A 20404-nucleotide genomic window follows, 5' to 3' on the forward strand; every position below is an offset into this window, starting at 1 on the left:
TTGAGTAAATATTGACAATAATCAATATAATTAAAGTCCATGTTTTTCGGAAAAATTAATGGTAATTTAATTATCTCATAATTGGGATTTTTTTGAGAATTAATTTAACACTTTGTGATAAATATCTCTACCAATCACTACGCTACATATAGCGTACTTGCGTAAGTCCTGACTATATCCGAGTCATTGCGACTGGAACGGACTGGAGGGAAGCAATCTTAGGAGTCTGCGGAGATTGCTTCCTATCGTCGCAATGACCACTATTCAACCGGATTTTATATGAGAGCTTTTTTTGGCATTATACATTATTCTGATTATCTTTTCCAAAACGGACTTTCTGTTGCTGAAAATGTTACACGACCAAAATCTTGGGCTGCATGAAATTGAGGTTTAGGAGTTTGACTAGGAGACCATTGACTATATTGTAAATTTGTTTGACCACCAAGACGGTTAAGATTGAGATACCAAATTTCTTTTGGTTTTGGTGGTGTATTTTTAGCAACCTGAGCAAAATTGTCGAAAGGAATGGCTGCTTCTAATATCCAATATTTATCTGTATCACTGTCATTATTCAGAGTTCCGACAATTGAAGTAGCAATTTTGATACCTTCACCATTCCATTCTTCAGTCTTTCGCTCCTCTCCACTTTGCCTATGAAATTGATCTAAAAATGCTCCTTGTACGTTCATTTCAATATTAAAATAGGTAAGGGGTCGATCGGGATTTGGTGCTGTAAAGACTTCTACGCAATCATCTTGAAAAACTGCACTATCACGCTCGGTTTTTTCTGCCCAAATATGTGCATCTTCAACAATGAATGATACATATAAATGTTTATTATCCCACAGCAATTTACTGATAGTTTGTTCTTGCTTTCCGGACTGCCACCAAGGAAATTTAAAAGCTCCCACATCTGGTGCTGCTGTCCATACTGGTTCATTTAATTGACCATCAATAATTATGGGTGTACTTGTCCTTAAGATAGTATAAGATGCTTGGCTAACTGCTAATGTTTTCAGGGACAAACAGAGTATAAATGATAGAGATAAAAGAGCAACAGTGAGTATTTTTTGGTATCTTAATTTTTTCTGATATTTCATGGTAAGGTTCTGGATGATTGTATTTTTATTTGCTTAATTTCCACTGGAGATCTCTTTTAGCACTTTGATAGTCTTTTAGTATCAGTATTAAGCTTAAATTTAGATTTAGCGATCGCTACCTATTATCACCTTTTTCAGAAAAGATACCAAATAGCTTTTATATAGCTAAAACTCAGTATTAGGGAGGGTTTATGTAAATCTGAGAGTCACCATGAAAATTATAGCTAAAACCCGCCCCTACTCCATGCACCATTTAAGGCGTTTCACCGGGTTAAAAAAACTGTGCTAAACGACGTAACACTAAATATTCCCAACTAAAGATGGAATAGCCATAACCTTCTTGTTTGACTGCTGCAACCTGTTTTTGCACTGTATCAAGTGAGAAAGGAATAACATTCCAGGTTGCGGAAATACCAACTCCAACTGGCACATAATCAGCAGCAGTTCCAATACCAGAATTTGATAAACTTGCTATTACTGCTTCTGGTGTTGGGCGGTAAATCTGCAATACTATTTCATCTACTATTCCTTGTTCCACCCACCACAACCAATCTTGATTGTATTTAGAAACAGCAAAGTTATAGGGATTAGGAGAAACACTAACCACCAGTTGGGGATTTTTGGCTTTAATGTGACTATACACCTTTTGAGTTAAGTTGGTTAATGCGTGACGTTGATTATTACTACCAAAAATTTGAGGAACAGCCCAATGATCGTCTAATTGAATACCTTCTAACCCTTTGACTTTAAGGATATCATCTATATGACCTAAAATATATTCTTGAACTTTTGGATTAGCTGGGTCTAACCAGACATTTCCATTTTCTACAGTTTCTCCTTTTGCTGTTTTTAGTAACCAATCTGGGTGTTTCTCCACAATAGCATTTCCAGGATTCAGCATCATACCATATTCAAACCAAGCAAAAGGTTTTAATCCTTGACGGCGAGATTCTTGAACTGCTGCTTTCAGAGGATTAGTCAAAGGAGGACGCAATAGAAAGTGAGTATAACTATGAGAAGTTGGGTAGAGAGTTCCTTTTAAACCATAAACACTGAAGTAAATACGCTCGTATCCTGAGAGAGAAAGATTGTGTAAAACTTCATCTAAGAATGTGGTGTGATGTAAAAATGCTGTGGCAGCGTGGGTTAACCAAATGCCCTGCATATTCTCTTTGACAACAGGAGAACGACGTGGTGCATGATGAGTTGCTACTAACAATAAACAAACTACTATAGCGATGGATAAAAATTTCAGGAACTTTCTGACTATTCTTTTCATTAGACCTCTCCAGAAACTAAGTTTTACTCTATAATTACAATAGTTTGAGATTAATTTTCGCAGAACTCTATTTTGAAGTTGTAAGCATTCACCAGTTAGCTATCAGCTTTTAAGGTAAGTCTATAATTTCTGGCATAATATACATGGCTTGCTGAAAAAGTCTTTTGGTTGAGGTAGGAAGTAGGGAGTAGTGAATAGTCACGATGAATCAGGGGTTTTACAGGATGTACAAAGGAACAATTATCCCTTGACTTGGGTTCTCAAATCTTACCCAAATACTCATTTTTTGAGCTAAAAGGGGTGAAAATCTGGTACTTTTTCACCACCTAAAAAACCTGAAACCTTTATATATAAAGACTTTTATATTTAATCAGCCAGCCCTACATAAATTTGATAAAATAGGATATATGGTTCAAAAGTAGAAGTTAAAAGAGCCCTTGCTTCATTCATTTTTATTGCACTTGAACTGACTGCTGACTGGTTACTGGAAGTTAAGTTTTTCTTAGTTGATATTTACAGGACATTTCGAGCAAATCAGGTACATGGTAAATGGTGAAAAGATTGTATTGCGGGCAATATGCCCGCAATGGGTATACCTGATAGCAACGGAAATCACGGTCATAGCAATCTGATTTTTTTTGGTGTCTACAACACTCTCAAAACACTAGGAATGCTATCAACAACATCTAATGATTGAATTTCCTCTAATGCTTGTCGGAAGTTGCCTTCTCTCACATCATGGGTGACAACAACTATTTCTGCAAAGTCACCCTGTATTCCTGTTTGTACCACAGATTCTAAACTGACATCATGTTTCCCGAAACAAGTCCCCAGTTTACCAATAACACCAGGGTGATCTTTAGTGAGGAAACGAGCATAAAATCTGGTGACAAGTTCTGTCATTTCTGCTGTTTCGCAATAGTGTTGGTGAGTACAACTTAATAACGGGTGGGGAATAGGTTCGGTTTCTGTTTGCAGAATCGCAGCAATACTCATAATATCTGAAACTACTGCACTTGCAGTGGGACCGGAACCAGCACCAGGACCGAAAAACATAACTTGTCCGATGGGTTCTCCGGCAATCAGAATGGCATTATAGACATCGTTGATACTAGCGAGGGGGTGAGTTTTGGGAACTAGAGTTGGATGTACTCTTAGTTCCAGTTTGTCTGCGGTAGGGTTAATGTTGTTTGGATCGCGTTTAGCGATCGCTAATAATTTAATGACAAAGTCTAGTTTGTCCGCATAAGCAATATCTGCTGCGGTTACTTGACGAATACCTTCACAGTGGATATCTTCTAATTTTATGCGACCGCTAAAAGCAAGGGAAGCAAGAATAGCAATCTTATCTTTAGCATCCAACCCTTCTACATCAGCAGTAGGATCTGCTTCTGCATAACCTAATTTTTGAGCATCAGCGAGAACATCTGCGAAGTCTGCTCCCTCTGTTTGCATTTTGGTAAGGATGTAGTTAGTAGTTCCATTGACAATACCAATAACAGAATGAATCCGATTTACTCCCAGAGATTCTTTCAGAGGTTGAATGACTGGGATACCACCTCCGACTGCTGCTTCTAACATAACATAAACACCTTTAGCGTTAGCTGCCTCAAAAATTTCTGGACCGTAACGAGAGATAACAGCTTTGTTAGCAGTAACTATATGTTTACCATGTTCGATAGCTTTGAGTATTAGACTTCTTGCTGGTTCCAACCCACCGATGAGTTCTATGATTATGTCTACATCTGGGTCAGTAGCGATCGCTTCTAAGTCTGTTGTGAAAATTTCTGGGGATAGATTAATATCCCTAGTTTTGGATATATCGCGCACACCGACTTGATATATTTCTAATTCTTGAATCAAAGGATGGCGACCCTCTGGGGATAACAATATTTTTGCTGTCCCTGTACCGACTGTACCTAATCCCAATAAACCAATTTTGAATCCCACAATTGTTAACCTGTACTGAATGATTTTTTTAAGTAAAGTTAGATTATAATAGCTGAATATTACTACTATAGTCAAGGAAAAAGGAAGAAGTAAGCGTAGGTTGGGTTGAGGAACTAAACTCAACATTAATAAGGTGGATGTTGGGCTTCACTTTCGTTTTACCCAACCTACATTTTTCAACCAAACTCAACATTAATAAATTTTTATTGGGCTTCACTTTCGTTTTACCCAACCTACATTTTTCAACTAAACTCAACATTAATAAATTTTTGTTGGGTTTCACTTTCGTTTTACCCAACCTACATTTTTCTAAACCCAACATTAATAAATTTTTATTGGGTTTCACTTTCGTTTTACCCAACCTACATTTTTCAACCAAACTCAACATTAATAAATTTTTATTGGGTTGCACTTTCGTTTTACCCAACCTACATTTTTCAACCAAACTCAACATTAATAAATTTTTGTTGGCTTTCACTTTCGTTTTACCCAACCTACATTTTTCAACCAAACTCAACATTAATAAATTTTTGTTGGGCTTCACTTTCGTTTTACCCAACCTACATTTTTCAACCAAACTCAACATTAATAAGGTGGATGTTGGGTTGCACTTTCGTTTTACCCAACCTACATTTTTCTAAACCCAACATTAATAAATTTTTATTGGGTTGCACTTTCGTTTTACCCAACTACATTATTTGATATACTTGGAATTTTATTCAAACAAAAGCTTTTATTTCCTCTATTAATTTATCAATTTCTGCCTCTAAACTAAAATAATGAACACCAGCTCTCACACAATCTGGATCGAGAATAGTTCTTACCATAATTTCCTGGTTTTCTAAATATTCAACTAACTCTTGATGCGACTTACCATTGGTTAACTGAAAAGAAACTAATCCTGCTTCTGGCGCTGCTGTGCGTAAACATTTAACTTCAGGAATTTGACTTAAACTTTCCCATAAATATTTACTCAATTCTTTAATTTTTTCATATCTTTCTGTTGCAGTTCCCCATTGATTATGAAAAGCGATCGCTGCCCTTAAACCAGAATATAAAGGATAAGCAGAAGTAGCAATTTCATAACGTCTACCATCAGGTTGCCAACTAATTGGTTTACCACTTTTATCTTTCAAAATACCCCGCCAACCAATAAAAGTAGGGCTTAAATTTTCCCTGGCTTTAGCACTTACATAAAGACCTCCTAAACCTTCTGGTCCACATAGCCATTTATGACCAGTAAAGGCATAAAAATCAACTTCTGTTTCTGCTAATTTTAAAGGTAAAACTCCTACAGATTGAGCAGCATCAACTAATACTTTAATTGGCGATGGAAATAAATGATGACATGATTTAGCAATTTCTTCTAATGGTAAAACTTGACCTGTATTCCACAAAAGATGACTAATTACTAATAATTTTGTATTAGGACGTAAATTTTCAGTAATTACTTCTACAGGATTTCCTTCATTTAAAGTTGCCATTATTGGGCAAGTAGAAACTTCTATATTAAAACGTCTTTTAATTTCATTTATGGTAGCAATAACTCCCGGATGTTCACAGTCAGAAAGTAAGAGATGATCTCCTGGCTGCCAATCTATACCCCAAAGTGCAATATTACAACCTACAGTAACATCTTCTGTCAAAGTAATAGTATCACGAGAAACTCCTAATTCAGTAGCGATCGCCCCTCTAATTAAAGCTGTTTGATTTTTCATCCAATCAGCAACTTTTCCACAAAAAGGTCCGAGATTTTGTATTTTTTGATAAGAATTATAAATTGCCTGTAAAGATACTTCTGGCATCGGTCCTTGACCACCATAATTAAAATAAATTTTATTAGCTAAAGCCGGAAATTTTTGTCTATGACTTGACAATTGGGAAAGATTCTGTTCCATAAAATCATTAAAATTTAATCATACATAAAATTTTGCCTTAATAATTGTATCATAAATCTTAAGTTCCTTATATTCAATTCTGTTAGGATTTTAACCAGATTTAATTAATGGATAATTGATAATACCAATTACCATAAACTTTGCCATGTTTTTATTTTCTATTTATAAATATTATTTATTCGAGGAAATTCTTAATATTTGCTAATTCTGGTTATTAATAAAAGTGATTTTTCGAGCTTCTATAGTAAAACTTTCAGCCTTCAGAATAAGTTATTTTTTTGAATAATTTTATACTCTCCAGTTATTAATTATTAATTAATAACTAATAATTCTTATTTAACAAAATTCTGGTTCCCCAATTTGCCAATACTCTCTGTAAAGCTTCCACTTTAACTGGTTTACTAATATAATCATCCATACCAGTTTGGAAACAAATTTCGCGATCGCCCTCCATAGCTCCAGCAGTCATTGCCACAATAATAGGTCTTTTACTTAACTCTTTGCCATACTTTTCCCGGATATGTGTTGTTGCCTCCAAACCTCCCATTTTTGGCATTTGTATATCCATCAAAATCAAATCATAAGTTGCTTTTTCTAAAGTTGCCAAAGCTTCCAAACCATTATTAGCCACATCACAGAAATAACCCATTAATTCTAACATTGACAATGCCACCTTTTGGTTAACAATATTATCTTCAACCAGTAAAATTTTTAAAGGTAGTCGTTTCCCTAAATTTTCATCAGTAGTTACCTGTATTTCATCTTGAACCTGGATTGTTTGACTAGCAAAAATTTGCATCAGCACATCATATAATTGATTTAGTTTAATCGGCTTACTTAACCAAGCTTGGAAATTTGCTTTTGCGTCTTCTATAGAGAAATTAATCGAAGTTAACATCACTAATGGTAATGTTTTAAATTGAGGAAACTCGCGAATTTTAGCAGCTAAAGTCATACCATCCATTTCCGGCATTTGTAAATCTAGAATAGCCAAATCAAAATCTTGACTTTTCATCAACAAATCCAAAGCTTTTACACCACTATCTACTTCTGTAGAAATCATATTCCACTTTTCAGTTTGTATTTTTAAAATAAGTCGATGAGTAGGATTATCATCAATTATTAATACTTGTTTACCAGCAAGTTGAGGCAAAGGATTTTGATAAGGTTTAGGAACACTAGGAGCAACTGTAGTTAGAATTGTAAAATGAAACGTTGAGCCAACAGTAGTAGAATTTCCAGAGACCAAATTATTTTGATTCTTAACTACAGGAGTTCCAGCTACATTCCCCCCACTTTTTGCCCACATTTGTCCACCCATCATTTCGCATAGTTGCTTACTAATAACTAACCCCAAACCTGTACCGCCATATCTGCGAGTAGTGGAGGAGTCTACCTGAGAAAAAGGTTGAAATAGTCGCTTCATACCTTCTTCTGGAATACCAATACCAGTATCTCTAATCGCAAAATGAATTTGGTGGGTAGGAGATTGAGAATAATCGGGATTAAGTTCTTCAGCAGTGATATTTATTACTATTTCTCCAGATTCAGTAAATTTAATTCCATTACTAATTAAATTAACTAGAATTTGACGCAACCGAGCTGCATCTCCCATAATTGTCAAAGGAGTAGAATCATCTATCATATATGCTATTTCTAGTCCTTTATTTGCAGCTTGAAGAACTAGCAAATCTAAACAAGATTCTACACATTCTTGTAAATCAAAAGCTTTGTTTTCTAACTCTAACTTATTAGCATCAATTTTTGAGAAATCAAGAATATCATTAATAATAACGAGTAAATTATCTCCACTATCACGAAGAATTTCCACAAATTTTCGTTGTTGGGGACTAAGATTGGTATCTAACAGTAAAGTTATCACCCCAATTATGCCATTCATAGGCGTGCGGATTTCGTGACTCATATTGGCCACAAATTCTGATTTCAGCTTGGCTAATGATTCAGCTTCTTTTAAGGCCACATCTAATTGCTGATTTTTTTCTTGTAATTCTGCTGCTATTTGGACTGTTTCTTGCTGAGATTTGGCCACTTCTTGAATATGTAGTTCAACCTGTCTAACTGCTGGTCGAAATACAAATAGTCCTTCTGACAAAAGCAGTAATATAGAAATTACTAATAATAAATCTTCAGTTTGTCTACTTTGCTGAACTTTTTTCTGGGCTTCAGCATCATATTGAAAGACAATTTTATTCATCCGAGGCAGAAAATTTGCCTCATTTTTCAGAATTATTTCTATATAAGAATTAATATTTTTCTCTGTTGAATTTGAGTTAATAGTTATTAGCAAACTTTTTGCAGCTCCAACCATTTCTTGGTAATATTGTTCCATTTCAGTAAACATTTGTTTTACTGTAGGACTATTATTATTAGCAGGTAATCCTAATTCTGAATCTCCCCACTGCAGTCCTTCGTGGGAACGTTGGAATAACTTTAAGACATCTTTTAATTCTTGTTGTCTTTGTTTTTTAATTTCTGGATTCTGGCTCAACTGGATTGCTAATGAAGCTTTAGTAAGTTTTTGACTAAGCATTCTTTGGCGACCTGCAATATTAATTACCCGAGAGCTAGCAAATTGATATTTTAGGGATTTTTCTGCTAGAATTTGAGCAACTACAAATAACCCTGCAATTACACTAAGTCCGGCAATATAAAGTACAGTCAGATGGTGAGTTGGAGATGGCTTTTGTGTTCTTTCTAACATTTTTATTGTTATAATTAACTCTGTTGATATTCGATTATTTGATCATTATAAATATTTGTTATTTTTGATCCAGTTACTTTTTGAGGAAAGAGGGAATAGGGAAGAGGGAATAGGTATGGAAGGAAATGGATAATTAATAATTAATAACTAATAATTAATAATGGATAATCAGAGGTTTAAGTCTTTTTCTTTAAATGGATAGTAAGTATTCAGTTGTCAACTAACCTCCTACCTAGAACCTGTAGTAACAGAAGAGTGCTTTTAGTTTTAGATAAAAGCTTGACTAATTGAACCAGAATTAAATATGTAAGTATTTAGCTATTAGCAGTTAGCTAATAGCCGAGCCAACATACAAGACTGATTAAAATTAGCGGACGATATTTTTCTTTAGATTTCACTTTTTGGATATTAATTTATTCTTCTAAACAGGATAAGTTAATAACTCATAGCTGTTAGAAAAGCTCTTCTGAAAAAGGCTAACTGATAGCTGAGGGCTAAATGCTTACTTAAATATTAACTACAAAAGCTGGCTTTAAAGCCTATATTCCATTGATAATTTCTCCTTTTACTGAGAGCTGACAGCTAATAGCTGAATGCTTACATTAGAGTGTTGCATATTTAGTATATTTATAGGATTAATTATAGTTTTATAGCAAAAGGAAGTGAAATATAAAATGTAGCAACTCAATTATATCATAATTAATTAGAGATAATGAAAATTATCCATTATAATTTAATAATATATTCATGCTTGGTTAAATACTCTCGGCTTTAACTAGAGGTAATTATTCATTATCCATTCCAATGTAAGCATTTAGCTATTAGCCATCAGCTCTCAATAAATCCTATTTAAACTTGAAAATTTATTGAAATATATAACCTTTAAAGTCGGCTTTGATAGTAAGATTATATTTCCCTTAACTAATAAAGATTTTATTTAAAACTAAAATAAATAGCTAACTGATGACTGCTAATTGCTAATTGCTTACATTGTAATTTTTTGACTAAAAAGAAAGTCATAATTCAAACAACTGCTATTAAATTCCAGACTCACCAACTAAATAATTAATGTTTATAACTGACTCTCAGCTACTCTCTTTTCAACGTTGTTCCAGAAAAGCATTTTTAGATGTTTATGGAAACTGGAAACAACAAGAATCTCCCACTGATTTTCTCCAGAAACTCATTAGAGATAGTTCGGAATTTAGAGCTAGCATTATTAATAATTATAACTATCAAGAACCAGACTATCCTCACGGAAATTTAATTGCCGGATTAAAAGCTACAGAACTATTAATGACAGAAGGTGTTGATGTTATTTACAAAGGCATATTAATGATACAGAAATCTGCCATAAAATTAGCTCCACAAAATCAAATACAGAATCATAATTTTCCAGCAATTAATTTTGTCAGTCATCCAGATTTATTGATTAAACAACCAGGAGATTCTCGGTTTGGTAATTGGATTTATATTCCCACAGATATTAAGTTGAGCAAACGTCCTAAATTAGAGTATCAAATAGTTGGTGCTTTCCATGCTCAAATATTAGGTAATATTCAAGAATGTTTGCCAGAAACTGCTAGATTAATTCTCCGCACAAAAAGATTATATGAAGTTAATTTAACACAGCGACTTGAGCAAATGCAGAAAACTATTTCTGAGTTAATTAATATGCTGCAAAATTGTCAAGAACCAGAAGTATTTATTTCTCGGCAAAAATGTCATTTTTGCACTTGGTATAATAGCTGCCATGCTGTTGCAGAAACTCAAAAACATTTATCTCTTTTACCGGGAGTTACATCTAATAGATATAGTGTGTTGAAGAGCTTAAATTTAACAAATTTAGAATCTTTAAGTAAAACTAATCCTGATGATTTAGAATGTCACCCAGAATTTGCCGATGGAGTCGGAGTACAAGTTGTTCAACAAGCTCAATCTGTTTGGGAAAATAAAGTAATTCTGAGAAATAGAAACTTGACCGAAAAAACAGACAATCAAACTTTACCAATTGTTTTTAATCCATTAAATAAGTTAGTCAATGCACCAGTAGAATTATATTTCGATATTGAAGCTCAACCAGATATTAACCTAGATTATTTACATGGTGTTTTGGTAGTTGATAAACGCTATAACACAGAAAAATTTTATGTTCATTTAGCCGAAAATCCTCTAGATGAAAAATTAATTTGGCATCAATTTTTAGACTTAGTATGGAAATATCCTATCGCTCCAATATATCACTTCTGTGAATATGAAATTAAAACAGTAAAAAGATTAGCTAAACTCTATCAAACTCCAACTTACCTATGGAAACCATTATTAAAAAGATTTGTAGATGTTCATCAAGTTATTACTCAAACTATTACATTGCCCATAGAAAGTTATGCTCTCAAAAATATTGCCCGTTGGTTAGGTTTTGAATGGCGAAACCCCGAAGCTAATGGTGCTCAATCTGTTTGTTGGTATGAACAATGGTTAAAAACAGGCGATCGCTCTTTATTAGATGAAATTATTACTTATAATCAAGATGATTGTTATGCTACTTATTATATTAAAGAATGGTTGTCAAAGTTTAATGAATAATGAATAATTAATAATTAATAATTGAGGATAAAAATTACAGCATATTCCATCTTAGCATGGTACAGATATGACAGCCTAGAAGACTATTTTACAGAGGTTTTATAATTAATATTTGCACAACATAAACTTAGAATATGCTGTATTTCTAATTAGGGCTTGCTGAAAAAGTGTTTTTAGGAGATGGGGTGATAGAGTGGTAGGGTGATGGAGAGTAAACTTTTTTGCCCAAATCTTGCACAAAATTCTAGCTTTTTGAACATGAATAGCTAGAGCAAAAAGAAAACAATTTCCTCAATATTTTCTTTCTAAAAAGGTCAAAAATTTAGAATATTTGGTTGACATGAGCCAGAAAAATTAAGGGATAATGCTTTCTCCTACCTTCTCTAAATTCCACATTTATCCTGACTTATTCCCTGACCAGAGACTTTATTCAGCAAACCCTAATTGTTAATTATTAATTATTGAAAATAGCCATAAGAATTGCCAAATATGAACAACAAAAAAAATCCCATATATCAATACTTAATTTTTACCTTAATTATTTGCTTATTTATTATTGTAACTACAGCCATAGTTATTAAATCAATGACTCAAGCAAGTATCCCTAAAATAACTTTTTTAGGAGAGGTAAATTTTCCCACAGGTTTCAAATTTAAAAATACAGAACTAGGCGGACTTTCTGGCATAACCTATAATCCAGAAAAACAAATTTATTATGCTATTTCTGATGACCGTAGCAGTAAAGCACCAGCTAGGTTTTATACTCTAAAAATTGACCTAAAACCAGATAAAATATCAGAAGAAACTGTAACCTTTATAGATGTCACAACTTTATTAAATGAAACAGGTCAACCATTTCCTTCCTTGAGTATTGACCCAGAAGGAATTACTTTTAACAAAACTAATTTATTTATCTCTTCTGAAGGAGATAAAAAACGTCAAATACAACCATTTATTAGAGAATTTTCTCTAGAAGGTAAACAAATACGAAACTTGCCAATTCCCGAAAAGTTTCTCATCGAACCTGAAACTGGAATCAGAAATAATATGGCTTTAGAAAGTTTAACTATTACCCCTAGTCAAAAATATCTCTTTACTGCCACAGAAAATGCTTTACTTCAAGATGGTGCAGCAGCAACTATTTCCAATGGTAGTTATTGTCGAATTTTACAGTATAATTTAATTGAAGATCAGCCAGAAAAAGAATTTCTATATATCACAGAACCTATTATTTCTAAATCTAATAATTCAAGTAAATTTCAGACTAATGGTTTAGTAGAATTAATAGCATTAGATGATACTCATCTCTTAAGTTTAGAAAGGTCTTTTTCTCTAGACACTGGAAATGTAATTAAACTATTTCAAATTAACTTGTCAAATGCAGATAATATTCAACAAATTAATAGTTTAAATACTCAATTTAATAATATTTCTCCCGTACAAAAAGAATTACTCTTAGATTTGAGCAGCCTAGAATTAATTTCAGATAATATAGAAGGCATGACTCTTGGCCCAACTTTAGCCACTGGTCGGCGATCGCTCATCCTAATCAGCGATAATAACTTTAATCCTCTACAATTGACTCAGGTTCTGATTTTCAGCACCAACCTCTAGTTACTGGAGAGTACAAAGTTCTCCTAAAAGATGATTTGCTTTTAAGGCTGAAAGGATTACTGGAAAGTGCTTACAGCACCTACAGTCATAAATAAAAAGTTTCCAATCTTTAAGATAGCTGAAAGCCTTAGCTAGCAATATTTATTCCTAGAACTTTGCACTGTTCAGTCTATTTATTAAAATCAACATTCAAAATTTAAAATTTCAAAGTAATATAAAGCTGGCCGACACAAACAAGAAACCAGGTTTATGAGCTAAATCATTCTTCTCAAAATCAGGAAACTTTGTGGATAAACCCTGTTTCTGCCTAGGTTCTCAAAGATTCAAAAAAAAATTTCCAGAAATGCTTGACAAATAAAAAAGAATACGCAACAATAGTATATGGCATGGAGAAAGGGACTGTAGTTCAATTGGTTAGAGCACCGCCCTGTCACGGCGGAAGTTGCGGGTTCGAGCCCCGTCAGTCCCGTAAAAAACGAAAAAATAACAAATTAAAGACTTGTTATTCTTTAAATTATCCACCATTCCCCAACTTTTAGTAGGGGAATTTTTTTTGACTCAGAACTTTGTATTATCCAGTTATATCAAATCTGCTGGCATAGGAGAATAAAATCCCACCATCAGTATTGGAGAAAATTATTAGTTTGTAGAGGGTTTGGAGACCAAACCCCTACGGTCTTGAATTATACCAATACTAACGGATTTAATATTATCTGACCATGTAAGTAGGGTTTGCGCTCAAAAGTCTTTTTTTCAGGGGAGGAGTCAGAATCCAGAATCCAGGAGGAATGAGAATCATAGAAGAGGTAACTAAAAGAATCTTCCTTCCCTTAATTTTCTACCCCTATCTTTACTTACTTGCCCAAAATCCTAGAATGCATGATTTTTTGGGAACCGTACTGGGCTCGCCTAAAAGCTGGTACTTTAATTAGTGCAATAGATTTTTGTTGGGTTGAGGAACGAAACAAGGGCAAAAATCTTTCTCCCCTATGGACGTTGCATGCAACGTCCCTACTCCCCCACTCCCTAATGCACATTTTTAGGTGAAAAGATTATAGAAAGTTGGCTTGAGATTGCTTTCGGTCCGGAATGCTACGCAAACACGATCGTTGGCAATGAAAAATAATCATGCACTATTTTCAGTGAAACAGTCCAGTAGTATACTGTTCCCAGTTAAGTGTTCCCTATTCCCTAGCAAAAATAATGAATCTGAAAATCTTACCTGGTCATAGTTTTCCCATTGGTGCTACTGTCTGTAAAACTCCCAAAGGAGTCAACTTTTCTATTTACTCCAAAAATGCCACAGCAATAGAATTACTACTATTCGATAAACCATTAGCAGCTAAACCAGAACGAGTAATTTTACTAGACCCAAAACAACACAAAACCCATCATTACTGGCACATTTTTATTTCTGAGATTGGAGCCGGACAAATATATGCTTATCGAGTTTATGGACCATTGAACCCAGAAAAAGGTCATCGGTTTGATGGGACAAAAGTATTACTCGATCCTTACGCTAGAGTCGTAGTAGGACAAGAAAAATATAGTCGTGAAGCTGCGATGGGTGATGGTGATAATTGTGCTTACGCTCTCAAAGCGGTAGTAGCAGACCCAACTACTTATGACTGGGAAGACGATCAACCTTTGGAAACCCCTTATGCTATCACAGTTATTTATGAAATGCACATTGGTGGATTTACTCGTAATCCTAATTCTGGTGTTACTCCCGAAAAACGCGGTACTTTTGCTGGATTAATCGAAAAAATTCCTTATCTCCAAGAATTAGGAATTACTGCAGTAGAATTATTACCTGTACAACAATTTGATGAACAAGATGTGCGCGAACCTCTAATTAATTATTGGGGTTATAGTCCGATCGCTTTTTTTGCTCCTCACCACAGTTATAGTTCTCGCCAAGATGTTTTCGGACCGATGAATGAGTTTCGAGATATGGTGAAAGCTTTGCATAAAGCAGGAATAGAGGTGATTTTGGATGTGGTGTTTAATCACACTGCGGAGGGTAATGAAAAGGGACCGACTGTTTCTTTCCGGGGGTTGGAAAATTCGACTTACTACATTTTGGAAGCGGATGATTCTAATTTATACACCAATTATAGTGGTTGTGGCAATACTTTCAATACTAATAATCCTTTTGTACATCGTTTAATTGTTGACTGTCTTGCTTACTGGGTGAGGGAAATGCACGTGGATGGATTTCGGTTTGATTTAGCATCTGTTATGTCTCGGAGTGTGACTGGAGACCCGTTAGAAGATCCTCCCGTTTTGTGGGCAATTGAGTCTGACCCAATTTTGGCAGGAACTAAGATTATTGCGGAAGCTTGGGATGCAGCAGGACTTTATCAGGTAGGGTCGTTTATAGGCGATCGCTTTGCCGAATGGAACGGACATTATCGAGATGATGTGCGTCAGTTTGTTAAGAGCGATGCCAAAATAATTGATAAGTTGGCAGCTAGAATTATGGGTAGTCCTGATATTTATCCTCAACCAGACCGAGAACCAAATCATAGTATTAATTTTATTACTTGCCATGATGGTTTTACTTTAAATGATTTAGTTTCTTATAATGAGAAACATAATGAGGCAAATTGTGAGGATAACCGAGATGGTGCTAATGATAATTTTAGTTGGAATTGTGGAATTGAAGGAGTTGCAAATTCACAGGAAATTGAGCTATTAAGACTGCGACAAATCAAGAATTTTTTCACTATCTTATTTTTTTCCCAGGGTACACCAATGATTTTGATGGGAGATGAAGTCAGACGAACTCAATTGGGTAATAATAATGGTTATTGTCAGAATAATGAACTTAGTTGGTTTGATTGGAGTCAAATTGACAAACAAGCTGATTTATTAAGGTTTGTCAAAGGGATTATTAATTTTACCCAAGAGTTAGAAATTATGCGAGTAGATCGGGTTTTAGAAACTGTGGGAGCAGGGACTCCAGAATTATCTTTGGTCACAGAGGAACAGAAAGTTAATCCGAGTGAAGTACCTAATATTAGTTGGCATGGAGTACGTTTGGGTGAACCTGACTGGTGGGAAGATTCTCGGAGTTTAGCTTTTAGTTTAAGGTATCCAGGACAACCTTCTGCTATTTCCCAGGAGCAGAAAGGAGGTGAGTATTTTCATATTATGTTAAATGCTTATTGGAAACCTCTAATGTTTGAGTTACCACCTTTGGAAAAGGGGAAAAGTTGGTATTTGATTATTAATACAGCTTTTTCCTCTCCTAGAGATTTTAATAATTTGGATGCAGCGATCGAGGTTATTGGTATTAGGTATCGGGTTGAACCGCGATCTGTTGTGGTTTTGATGGCGAAATTAGGTGGTTCAGTAGTCAATTGTTTCAGCTAACGTGTAGGTTGGGTTGAGGAACGAAACCCAACATGAGTGGATTGTTTCTTCTTAAATGGTGCATTACTTTTTGATTGTATCTAGACAAGGAAGACAAGGAAGACAAGGTAGCAAGAGAGAAAATCTAATGCACTATTTTAGGTGAAACAATCCACTACTAGACTATCGTATTTATGCTTAGAAAAAAAAATCGGTAAGTTCACGGATGACATTTTTAATTATCCTGAATTATCTTTGTTATTAAGGGAATTAAAATTTATAACTATACTATATTTATTGTCTGATCATAAAAATATTAGAAAGTAACAATTATATCAAATCCGGATAATCAGTGATAAAAAAACTTTTTCTTTTTGAACCAATTTTCTCTTCTGCCTCTCCCCTTTGAAAGGGGTGAGGAAGGATTACCTCTACCTTCCTCTAAAGTGTAACTATTCAACCGGAATTTTTTTTACTTTCCTTGCTTATAAAATAAAAAATCAGACTGAATATCTAACTCTGAAGGCGTATCTACCAACAATCACCTTCTAGGAGAAAGAAAAATGTTTGTAGCTAACTATATCACAGAACTTACGCAAAGCAACGGAATTTCCTCATTGCGGGAAACAGCGAAGCAATCTCAAATTTCTAAAACTCCTTCATCATGGGTAAGTCCTGATCTTAATCAAAAATCAGAAAAATCTAATTTTTTATCCCCAAATCTTGTTTTTATTGACTCACAAATTGACAATTATCAATTCTTAATTTCTGGAATTTATGCAGGAACAAATATAGTTGTTATTCCTGAAAATAAAGACGGAATAGAAGTTATTACAACTAACATAGAAAAATATACAAATTCTTGCCAAAAATTAGATGCAATTCACATATTTTCCCACGGTAGTCCTGGGAGTTTAAAATTAGGGAATATATTTCTCAATCAAGACACTATTAAACTTTACGAAAATCAGATTCAAAAATGGCAAACTGCACTAAATAAAACCGCAGATATTTTACTTTATGGTTGTAATGTTGCAGTCGGAATAGGTAAAAACTTTATCCAAAAATTACATCAACTAACTCAAGCAAATATTGCAGCTTCACTTAATCTTATAGGTGCTGCTCCTGGAAATTGGAAATTAGAATTTGCTACCGCAAAAATTACAACTCCTCAAGTATTAAAACCAGAAACAATGGCTGGTTATCATGGTACTTTCAACAGCAATACAGTAAATTCTATAACTGGCGATCGCTCAGATAATTTACTCAAAGGTACATTAGATAACGATCTGATTAATGGTTTAAGTGGTAACGATACTTTAAAAGGTGCTACTGGTGACGATACTCTTAACGGTGGCGGTGGCAAAGATAGAGTAAATGGAAACGTAGGTAATGACAAACTTAATGGTAATGGAGGTGATGACAGACTTAACGGTGGTGATGGCAATGATACTGTTAACGGTGGTGATGGCAATGATTTTATCAATGGCAATGGAGGTAATGATTTCCTAACTGGTAGACAGGGTAACGACATTATTAAGGGTGGAAGTGGTAAAGATACAATTAATGGCGGTAGTGGTAAAGATATTATCAATGGCAATAGAGGTAATGATTCTTTAATTGGGGGACGGGGTGATGATTTCCTAATTGGTGGTAAAGGAAATGATATTCTTAAAGGTGGGAGTGGTCGAGATGTTCTCAATGGCGAACAGGGAACAGATACTTTAATAGGTGGTAGTAGTAGCGATCGCTTTGTCTTTGATATTGGCAGTCAATTTAACCTGACTGATATGGGTTCCGATATTATTACAGATTTCAATAATGCTGAATTAGACAAAATAGTTTTAGATAAAGATACCTTTATCAGTTTGAGTAGTGCTGTTGGGGATGGTTTCAGTGTTGCAGAAGAATTTGCTGTGGTTGACAGTAATGCAGCAGCAGCGACTAGCAGCGCGAAGATAGTTTATAATGCTGCTAATGGTCAACTTTTCTATAACTCTGATGGTACAACTGATGGTTTCGGTGATGGTGGTTTGTTTGCAACTTTAGAAAATCAAGCAAACTTACAAGCTGAAGATTTTGTATTAACATCTAATTCTACACCAACACCTGCACCAACTCCAACTCCCGATCCCGATCCTACACCTACACCAACACCTGCACCAACTCCCGGTCCAGAACCTATCCCTGCTGACATTACCAGTGAGGTTATTAAATTTACTCCCTCAAATACTGAAGCAGAAATAGCAGCTCAGGGAGGACCCAGTATTGAAATTGGCACTCAAACTATTTATATTGGTACTTGGCAAAAGTCGAGTAATAATCAAGACCCCATTATTGCTAGCTTCGACGACACTAACCCTGATAATAACTGGTTAAGAACAGATTATGAAACCACAGGAGCAGATGGTCGTGGTCAAGGTTTATTTTGGGATGGAGACGACTTATATGTAGTTTTTACTACCGATGGCACTCAAGGAGATGCAAGTGAAGATTTTCGGCGTGCTGCCAGTGATGCTACCCAGTCTTGGTTACGCAGTTATGGTCAAGGTGGTGGTCGCAAAGTAAGTGTTGTTGCTAGGATAGATGAAGTAACAGGAGAAATGACAGATGCTGCATTTTTCTCAGCACTATTGAGCAGTGGTGATAGTAATACTTTGACTGTTACCGATTTATATATTAATTCTGGTAATAATTTAGTTGTGGAAGCTAGTTCTTTCTTTTCGCCACGGAACCCTGATGGTAGTCGGATGACTCAAGTAGATACAAACTTAGGTTCACCCTTTGATTATACATTGGAAATAACTCAGAGCTTAGATGAGGTAATTAGCACCGCTGCTGTTGGTTGGGAATAATACAGGACTTAGGCAAAGCAACACAATTTTGTCATGGCGCGACTCCCAGCGCAAGCGACAGCGTTTTGCGCTTCGCATTAACGCGCGTTAACGCTCCGCGACATGGAAAGCGCAGCATGACCTCAGGAAAGCAATCTCAAATCACCAAAACTCGTCGATTATGCGTAAGTCCTGTTTATATAAGAAGAGGTAATTATTAATTATCAATTGTTAATTATTAATTATTGAAAGTATCTTCCCGATTAACTTTGCTGCTAAAAACTAGGTTTCTCATACAGTAAATAAATCTAGTTTTTTGCAGCATTTTAACTAATTTAGATTAGTTATACTTGGAGATTTACAGATAATAGCTATCCTCTACTCCAGGAATCTACTCTTCCTCATTATTTTGATCTTCCATTCCATTTTCAACGTTAATTTGCCTCAGATGAATATGTTTATGTCCTAAGTGGATGACAAATTCATCTCCTGGTTTTAGTCCCATTTCATCTGTATAGTTAGCTCCTATTACTAACTGTCCATTTTTATGAACACAAGCACGATAAGTTGGCGCACGTCCTCTTCCATCCTTAGTATCTCTTTCATATAATTTCACCCCTTTTGCCTGTAAAATTGCATCGTAGAATTTGCCAAGATTTACTCGTTTCTGCTGATCTTTTGTAGTTGTATAATACCCGCAAGCAATAGCAGTATCTTTCTTCGACTTATGGGAAAGTTCTTTAACTCTTTTCAACAATGCCTTACCTGTCAGTGGAGTCTCTAATAGTTCTGAAACATTTGATTTTTCTGTTGTTGTTTTTGCCATTTTCTCCATCTAAGTTAAAATATTCATTCATAAAACTCTAACACTTATACCATCTAATATCAAGTCTATTTAATCTTTTATTTTAATATTTTATCTAATCAGCATTCAGCCATCAGCTATAAGCTATAAGATAGCTATTGCATTTAGTTTTATTCATAAAAGCTTTATTATTCAGAAATTTTATTTTACTACAAAAACCAGTTTTCAAGTCCATATTCATTGTCAACCTCCTCCTTAA

General features: G+C 34.7%; 11 protein-coding genes and 1 tRNA gene. 5 read left to right on the forward strand and 7 right to left on the reverse strand.

The annotated features are described in order from the left end of the window. Positions 1–314 precede the first annotated feature (314 nt). The 6 genes from VKJ25_RS11740 to VKJ25_RS11765 form a co-directional block, all read right to left on the reverse strand. Entirely contained in the window at positions 315–1100 is a 786-nt protein-coding gene (locus VKJ25_RS11740) for a carbohydrate-binding family 9-like protein (protein WP_324236817.1), read from the reverse strand. A 271-nt stretch (positions 1101–1371) separates the two neighbouring features. After that, the gene (locus VKJ25_RS11745) at positions 1372–2379 is read right to left on the reverse strand and encodes a glycoside hydrolase family 10-like protein (protein WP_324236818.1); all 1008 of its coding nucleotides are present in this window, start codon (positions 2377–2379) and stop codon (positions 1372–1374) included. 645 nt (positions 2380–3024) lie between these two features. Further along, a complete protein-coding gene (locus VKJ25_RS11750; RefSeq protein ID WP_324236819.1) occupies positions 3025–4329 on the reverse strand; it encodes a homoserine dehydrogenase in 1305 nt (434 codons plus the stop codon). Positions 4330–4372: 43 nt separating this feature from the next. Beyond that, complete coding sequence (locus VKJ25_RS11755; RefSeq protein ID WP_324236820.1) at positions 4373–4873, reverse strand: hypothetical protein; 501 nt, start codon at positions 4871–4873, stop codon at positions 4373–4375. Between the two features lie 175 nt (positions 4874–5048). Continuing rightward, on the reverse strand, positions 5049–6227 hold the full coding sequence (locus tag VKJ25_RS11760) for an aminotransferase class V-fold PLP-dependent enzyme (RefSeq protein ID WP_324236821.1): 1179 nt from the start codon (positions 6225–6227) through the stop codon (positions 5049–5051). 322 nt (positions 6228–6549) lie between these two features. Further along, complete coding sequence (locus tag VKJ25_RS11765; RefSeq protein WP_324236822.1) at positions 6550–8949, reverse strand: response regulator; 2400 nt, start codon at positions 8947–8949, stop codon at positions 6550–6552. Between the two features lie 1068 nt (positions 8950–10017). On the opposite strand from VKJ25_RS11765, the gene VKJ25_RS11770 reads away from it, so the two are divergent. From VKJ25_RS11770 to VKJ25_RS11790, 5 genes are all read left to right on the forward strand, one after another. Beyond that, positions 10018–11535: a TM0106 family RecB-like putative nuclease gene (locus VKJ25_RS11770; protein ID WP_324236823.1), complete on the forward strand. Its 1518-nt coding sequence runs from the start codon at positions 10018–10020 to the stop codon at positions 11533–11535. Positions 11536–12024: 489 nt separating this feature from the next. Then, the gene (locus VKJ25_RS11775; protein ID WP_324236824.1) at positions 12025–13149 is read left to right on the forward strand and encodes an esterase-like activity of phytase family protein; all 1125 of its coding nucleotides are present in this window, start codon (positions 12025–12027) and stop codon (positions 13147–13149) included. Between the two features lie 395 nt (positions 13150–13544). Further along, positions 13545–13618, forward strand: a tRNA-Asp gene (locus VKJ25_RS11780). Positions 13619–14352: 734 nt separating this feature from the next. Next, positions 14353–16527, forward strand: coding sequence for a glycogen debranching protein GlgX (glgX, locus tag VKJ25_RS11785; RefSeq protein WP_324236825.1), 2175 nt, complete (start codon positions 14353–14355; stop codon positions 16525–16527). A 542-nt stretch (positions 16528–17069) separates the two neighbouring features. Then, positions 17070–19361 carry a DUF4347 domain-containing protein gene (locus tag VKJ25_RS11790; RefSeq protein WP_324236826.1) on the forward strand — a complete coding sequence of 764 codons (2292 nt, stop codon included), beginning with the start codon at positions 17070–17072 and terminating at the stop codon, positions 19359–19361. A gap of 370 nt (positions 19362–19731) precedes the next feature. On the opposite strand, the gene VKJ25_RS11795 is transcribed toward VKJ25_RS11790, so the two are convergent. Then, positions 19732–20166, reverse strand: coding sequence for an AbrB family transcriptional regulator (locus VKJ25_RS11795; RefSeq protein ID WP_324236827.1), 435 nt, complete (start codon positions 20164–20166; stop codon positions 19732–19734). Positions 20167–20404: the final 238 nt, after the last annotated feature.

Source organism: Okeania sp. (genome assembly GCF_035285525.1).
Lineage (GTDB): Bacteria > Cyanobacteriota > Cyanobacteriia > Cyanobacteriales > Microcoleaceae > Trichodesmium.

Coding starts and splice junctions, on each gene's coding strand:
- VKJ25_RS11740 (WP_324236817.1), bottom strand. CDS start 1,100: ATGAAATATCAGAAAAAATTAAGATACCAAAAAATACTCACTGTTGCT.
- VKJ25_RS11745 (WP_324236818.1), bottom strand. CDS start 2,379: ATGAAAAGAATAGTCAGAAAGTTCCTGAAATTTTTATCCATCGCTATA.
- VKJ25_RS11760 (WP_324236821.1), bottom strand. CDS start 6,227: ATGGAACAGAATCTTTCCCAATTGTCAAGTCATAGACAAAAATTTCCG.
- VKJ25_RS11765 (WP_324236822.1), bottom strand. CDS start 8,949: ATGTTAGAAAGAACACAAAAGCCATCTCCAACTCACCATCTGACTGTA.
- VKJ25_RS11770 (WP_324236823.1), top strand. CDS start 10,018: ATGTTTATAACTGACTCTCAGCTACTCTCTTTTCAACGTTGTTCCAGA.
- VKJ25_RS11775 (WP_324236824.1), top strand. CDS start 12,025: ATGAACAACAAAAAAAATCCCATATATCAATACTTAATTTTTACCTTA.
- glgX (WP_324236825.1), top strand. CDS start 14,353: ATGAATCTGAAAATCTTACCTGGTCATAGTTTTCCCATTGGTGCTACT.
- VKJ25_RS11790 (WP_324236826.1), top strand. CDS start 17,070: ATGTTTGTAGCTAACTATATCACAGAACTTACGCAAAGCAACGGAATT.
- VKJ25_RS11795 (WP_324236827.1), bottom strand. CDS start 20,166: ATGGCAAAAACAACAACAGAAAAATCAAATGTTTCAGAACTATTAGAG.